10 protein-coding genes and 1 pseudogene are annotated in these 5325 nt (G+C 62.1%); 5 read left to right on the top strand and 6 right to left on the bottom strand.

What is annotated here, in order from left to right:
* The coding region (locus LG047_RS19505) for a TrbC/VirB2 family protein (RefSeq protein WP_227968573.1) at nt 1-272 on the bottom strand (272 nt) is incomplete at its 3' end.
* A complete protein-coding gene (locus LG047_RS19500) occupies nt 269-778 on the bottom strand; it encodes a lytic transglycosylase domain-containing protein (RefSeq protein WP_227968572.1) in 510 nt (169 codons plus the stop codon). The genes LG047_RS19500 and LG047_RS19505, both read right to left, overlap by 4 nt.
* 669 nt (nt 779-1447) lie before the next feature.
* On the opposite strand from LG047_RS19500, the gene LG047_RS19495 reads away from it, so the two are divergent.
* Nucleotides 1448-1666: a hypothetical protein gene (locus LG047_RS19495; RefSeq protein ID WP_227968571.1), complete on the top strand. Its 219-nt coding sequence runs from the start codon at nt 1448-1450 to the stop codon at nt 1664-1666.
* A gap of 286 nt (nt 1667-1952) precedes the next feature.
* On the opposite strand, the pseudogene LG047_RS19490 reads toward LG047_RS19495, so the two are convergent.
* The 4 genes and pseudogenes from LG047_RS19490 to LG047_RS19480 all read right to left on the bottom strand — a co-directional run.
* Nucleotides 1953-2096 (bottom strand): annotated as a pseudogene (locus tag LG047_RS19490) (transposase); the annotation flags it as partial.
* A gap of 92 nt (nt 2097-2188) precedes the next feature.
* Nucleotides 2189-2308, bottom strand: coding sequence for a hypothetical protein (locus LG047_RS19865; protein ID WP_370635086.1), 120 nt, complete (start codon nt 2306-2308; stop codon nt 2189-2191).
* On the bottom strand, nt 2308-2499 hold the full coding sequence (locus LG047_RS19485) for a hypothetical protein (protein WP_227968570.1): 192 nt from the start codon (nt 2497-2499) through the stop codon (nt 2308-2310). The genes LG047_RS19865 and LG047_RS19485 overlap by 1 nt, the downstream gene beginning before the upstream one ends.
* A 120-nt stretch (nt 2500-2619) precedes the next feature.
* Nucleotides 2620-2778, bottom strand: a complete 159-nt coding sequence (locus LG047_RS19480; protein ID WP_227968569.1) for a hypothetical protein — start codon at nt 2776-2778, stop codon at nt 2620-2622.
* Between the two features lie 387 nt (nt 2779-3165).
* Here LG047_RS19480 and LG047_RS19475 point away from each other — a divergent pair, with 387 nt between their 5' ends.
* The 4 genes from LG047_RS19475 to LG047_RS19460 form a co-directional block, all read left to right on the top strand.
* Nucleotides 3166-3303: a hypothetical protein gene (locus LG047_RS19475; protein WP_227968568.1), complete on the top strand. Its 138-nt coding sequence runs from the start codon at nt 3166-3168 to the stop codon at nt 3301-3303.
* A 148-nt stretch (nt 3304-3451) separates the two neighbouring features.
* The gene (locus tag LG047_RS19470; RefSeq protein WP_227968567.1) at nt 3452-4057 is read left to right on the top strand and encodes a BrxE family protein; all 606 of its coding nucleotides are present in this window, start codon (nt 3452-3454) and stop codon (nt 4055-4057) included.
* On the top strand, nt 4054-4824 hold the full coding sequence (locus LG047_RS19465) for a DUF1819 family protein (protein ID WP_227968566.1): 771 nt from the start codon (nt 4054-4056) through the stop codon (nt 4822-4824). Before LG047_RS19470 ends, LG047_RS19465 begins: the two co-directional genes overlap by 4 nt.
* 47 nt (nt 4825-4871) lie before the next feature.
* A partial coding sequence (locus LG047_RS19460; protein ID WP_227968565.1) for a BREX protein BrxB domain-containing protein occupies nt 4872-5325 on the top strand: 454 nt, incomplete at its 3' end.

Raw genomic sequence — 5325 nt, 5'->3', positions numbered from 1 at the left:
GAGCCGAAGACCAGCACGATGCCGAAGATGATCGAGCCGGCGATGCCCCAGGTCATTCGGCCCGCCCAAGCAAGAAAACCGGCGGCGATGACGGCGAGGATGGCGAGAGACGTCGAGATCGGCCCTGTGAGGGTCTGAACAAGCGTTTGCAGTGTCGACTGCACGGGGGAAAGCGTGCCGCCCGTCGCAAAGGCGGGAGAGCTTGCGTGGAGCGGCGCCAGCGCGGCGAGAATGGAAATTTTGCCGCGGCCGGTTTTGCAAAAATGACTCATTCCTGTTCACCATTCTGTTCGACGTTCCAAACGAAGCCAGACCGCCAATTGTGGTCCTTGGCGCTTTCCTGCTGCTGCGCCGCGACGCGAGGGCCCCGCTCATCGTTTGTCTTTCCGCTGATCTTGGGCCAGCCGTAGAAGTCGTTCACGACCGCGGCGACGAAGGTTAGAGTCTCGGGATACGGCGGGACGCCGCCATGCGCGTGGAGCGCCTTCTCGCCGGCGTTGTAGGCAGCCAGGATGAACAGCGGATTCCGATAGCGGCTGTGCAAATCACGCAGGAACAGGACCCCGCCTCTGACGTTGTCGGCGGGGTCGCAGATATTGACGCCGTAATGTTTTGCGGTTTCGGGCTCGAGCTGCATGAGCCCGACCGCTCCGCGCGGCGAAACCGCATCGCTCTGAAAACGAGACTCAGCGCGCGCCACGGCCATCACGAAGTCAGGATAGAAATCCTCCTCGCGGGCGATTTTCTCGACAAGGTCGCGCGCGGCGCTTGCTGGCATTGATCGTGATCGCGGGCAACCCGCCCCTTTCTGCGCGCCGCCTTCGGTTGCGCGTTCGACCTCTGAGCCCGCTACGGGTGCTGGGACGACCTTGCCAGACGGCGAGACCATCGTTTCCAGGGCGCGCCCGCGCGCGATCGGAGCCGCTTCGCCCGCGAGAGCTTGCGACGCAGCGCCTAAAGCGAAGAGAATTCCGAGAGCGGCGCCGCGCATCTTGCCTCTGTGTTCTAGTAAAATATATACTAAACGAACTCAAGCCAACGGCGCAAGCGCCCGGAGATGGAATTTTTCACCGACGCCGGGAGCTTCCGGCGGGATCCCGGATATGGAATGCTGGCTGTGTGTACGCGTCCCGAGGGACCATTGGTTTAAAAGGACATTAAAGTCAGTGCCTTAGAGCGCGCTAGGAATCCGTGCCGCGGTTCGATCGAAATGGATCCGCTTTTCGCGCCGGCGCGCAGTGTATCTGTCTGTCAAGCGGGCGGCGGTTCTATGGTAAAATATATTCTAGAGCGTCTGAGGGACCCCTCTTTAGGGCGACGAGCGTTCTTGGCTCTACGAGTCACGTCTTCGCGTCGCGCTTGCTCTCATTCCTTGGTGGGCAGAATAGTTGTGAGGACGCTGATTTTGCGCCATTCTTAGATGAGTACGAGTTCTGAGAGGTCGCCCATGACGAACGACGCCATCGCTCAACTCTCAATCCTCACGGAAGCGTTGACGGAGATTGTCGACTTGGCGACAGCTCGATCGGGTTCGGCCGCTCTGTCGAATGATGTGCTCGATCGAATGGGCGAAATCGCTGCGGGAGCGCTCACAGCCGCCGCAACCTACGGACAGTTGCCGCCGTTTCCGATGGAGATCGGTTTTCGCGGGGAGACGCTAAATTAGCGTCGCTTCATCGCTGAGGCAGCTTCTGGCTTTCCTGGATGCGCGCTGATGGGCGGCCTTCTCGTTTAGTAGGGGACGCCGCTGTAGATGGTACGCACGCCGGCCGCCGAAGGCTTGAAGTAAAATCAAGTTCCAGGCTCACTATCTCTCAGCGGCTGGCGACTTCTTTGGGGGCTGTTAATCAACCCCGAAAATCACCTCTCCGAAGACTTTATAATAGCTTTGGCTTTGCCGTGGACGTGAAGTCCGAGTTCGTCGACCGACTCGTTCGTGATTGACGCTGTGATTGTGATGGCTCCCGAATCCAGCGACGCAACACGTTCTCATGCACGTCCGGATCGCGGCAGGCCTGCGCGACCGTGACGCTGCGATCCTTTACCAGCCGAACCGCCTCGACCTTGAACTCCCGACTGAATATCCGTCTCGCCATAACCAACCTCCGGCCCCATGAAACACCGTTTCGGGGCGTCCGCGAAACCGGCAGCAGCTCGGCGGAGGCGCGAGGCTTCTTAGGGCGGCGGGTCATTGGTCCGTCCTCCCGAGGCAGGCGTCGAGGGGCCGACCGAGCCGGTAGAAGCGGCCCAACGTGCGGGCGAACATTCCGTGATGGCCATCCAACGCGAACAGGACGGAAGTGTGGATCAGCGGACGCTCGCCGAGCCTCGGATGCCCGACGACGGCGCCGCAGAGCAGTCGAGGATGGGCGCCGCGGCGAGATCGTCGGGCGTCGGCCCGTCGCCGGAGGCGATGCGGGCGAGGTCGTCGGCGAGGGAACGGGCCCGGTCGACGGCCTGCTGCGGATCGTCGCCGAGGAAGTGGATGCGGGAAGACATGGTAATGCTCCGTCGTTCCCGTCGACGGCGCGCGCCGACGGGTGGAGGTGGTTCGGATGGCGCGCAACGGCGCCGGTGATCAGCGATGGTCGGGGGAAGGCCCGGCTGCGGGCGGCGCGATCACGCGAGTATTCGCTCGTCGCCGGGCATGGGCTCTCGGGCGGCGAGGTCGAACGCGGCGACGGAAAGGAAGGACGACGTCGTCGCGCATGCGAAGGCGACGACGATCGCGATCAGGATCTGGGGAAAGGAGGAACGCCTGGGAGGACGCTCACGCAACGCACGCGTCCTCCAGGCAACGCTACTGACTGCGGAGATCCGCGGAGGACGAACGGAACCCGTCGGCTGCCGATGTGCAGCCGTTCTATAGTCTCGCGTTCGCGTATGTTGAGAGCCATGTTCATGGGCGTGAGAATAAGAACATAGTCAAGCCGGCCAAGTCGAATTTTTTCAAAAATTGTCGCGGCTCATTTGAATCAATGGGTTGGCAGGAAACCCCGGTTTTCCCGCGGCTTCCGCGGAATCGTGTTGGCGAATCGGATGGTGCATGCGACGTTAACTGTGCTGAAAGTCAGAAAGCTGGATATCTAGGTTTCCATGGTAGGCAGGAAGAGAGGCGAGGCCAAATCGGAGAAACCCGTCCGGGCGGACGGGCGTAAGCCGTTCATGTCCTACCTGAACCCTGACCTGATCAAGAACCTGAAGAGAGCCGCGCTGGATGACGAACGCAACGCCTACGAAATCGTCGAGGAGGCGGTCGCAGACTGGCTCGCCGCCCGCGACAAAAAGGGGCGTCAAAAATAAACCCTCGACGAGCAGGCGATCGGAAGCCGCCGTCGGTAAGACGTCGCGTTCGAAGAAGCCTGAGCGCCGGGAGACGAAGGTGGGAGGCAGCCGTCCTATCAAGGCGGTCCTCAATCGACGGGCGGACACGGTGGCAGGCGACCTTCAAATGGACTGGCTTCTCAAAGTGCGAGCAGTCGTGGCGCGTTCCGGCGAGATGGATGCCGGGCGGTGGTGGAATACGGAAGGGCAGCTAGGCCCTTACGGAGCCAAGGCTCTCGGTCGCGGCTTGCCCCGCACGCATCATTTCGCGCAGGCCCGGTCAGTCTTCATGGTAGCCGGACACAGGTGCGAGCAGGTCTTCAACCCGATGGGCTGCGTCAGCCTCTGGCGCCTGACCGACCGCGTCGAGGACGAATTCGACCGCAAGTGGGAAGCTTGGCTCGACAGCGCGCGCGAGTGGGCGCCCTTTTTCGAGGAACTCGCCGGGATTAAGAAACCCAAGGTCGTCGATGCCTTGCGGCATTTCGATCTGGTCACGGAGGCCGAGATGGCCGAGTCTGCGACCGCGCTGACGCCGTCGGACGACGGTCGCGCGGTTCGGGCGACCGGCACGCTTTCCTGCGGTCACCGCACGGTCGCCATGCTCGCCCTCGGTTTCGGCAGAGCCGAGCCGGGCAAGCTCGTCGTGCCTTACGCCAAGATCGCAGCCGATGCGCAGAGGTCTACCAAGGGCGAAATCCCGCCCGCGGACGCGCCGTCGGAGGGCGAATGAAGCGCCCCTCGCAGACCTTTTCCCAGCGCTTCCTCAGAAAGGGTCCTCTCGCCGAGGAGACCTATCGCCTGTTCACGGAGTGGCGGTTCAAGGAGAGCCTCGACGAGAACCTGAAGAGCGGCCTTCACGGACGGTTCAAGACTCTTGGTTGGGAAAAGGAGGTCGTCGCGACGACGAGGAGTCGTCTGCGGCATTTCGAGCTTGCGAAGCCGCTGATCGCTCTGGCCAAGGGCGGAATGTCCTTCGCCGACTGGCGGGATTGCTGGCGGCTTTTCATCGGCGCCACCGAGGCGCCGTTCGGGCCTTTCGCGATCGATTGGCTGTATCCCCAATTCGTCGAAGGTCGCCACCAACTCACCTCCGAGGATGTTCGGGATTTCGCAAAGGCGGCTTGGAAGAAGCACTCGCCGTCGCGGGCGCTCTCCGAACACGGCGTGGTCCGCTTGGCGCGAGACCTTGTGAAGACCGCAAGCGACCTCGGATTGCTGACAGGCAGGGGGGTGAAGAGATCCTTTGCCGGGATCGCCTTGAGCGACGATGTCATTGTCTTCTATGCCCATCTCATCGCCGGCTTGGAGGGTTCCGCGACCAAGGTCGAAGGCAGCAGCCTCTGGCGCCTCGCCTTCATGAGGCCCGCGGACGTCCATGCCGCGTTCCTTCGCCTCCATCAGTTCAAGCGACTGGACTACCAGGTTGCGGGCAGCCTTATCCAGCTCGGCCTACCGGGCGCGAACGCGCTCGAATACGCGGAAAGCATTTCGAAATGAAAGATTTTAGCCGACGCCTTCGCGACGACCTCGAACCCATTCTGGCGATGGCCGACCCGCGCGAGAAGATCAGCGCCTACCACGACATGCCGTACGCGATCTTCCACTACGACCCGACGCAGGAGCTTTCCCTCCGCAGCGAGGTCGCGGGCCTCAGGACGAGGCTGGAAAACAAAGGCAAGCGTGTCGCCTTCATCTCGCTCGCGGAATGCCTTGAGGAGGCACTGAAGTCGGAAGGGACGCTCGAGGAATGGTTCGCGAACGAACGCGTCTTCGGCATCGAGAAAGCGACCGAGGACATACACAAGCTGCTCGCCGACCGGGTGCCTCTGGTCGATTTGGTGGCGGAGCGCATGCCCGAGGCTCCGGATCCGAAAAAGGACGTCGTCTTCATCGTGAGGACCGGTTCCCTTTTTCCGGTCTACCGGACATTTTCGCTCCTCGAACAACTGAAGGGACGCGTGGTCGTCCCGACGGTTCTTTTCTATCCGGGCCAGCTCG

This window comes from Methylocystis sp. WRRC1 (assembly GCF_020733155.1).
GTDB lineage: Bacteria > Pseudomonadota > Alphaproteobacteria > Rhizobiales > Beijerinckiaceae > Methylocystis.
Note: the sequence above shows the minus strand (reverse complement) of the source record. Positions and strands in the feature narration are given on the sequence as shown.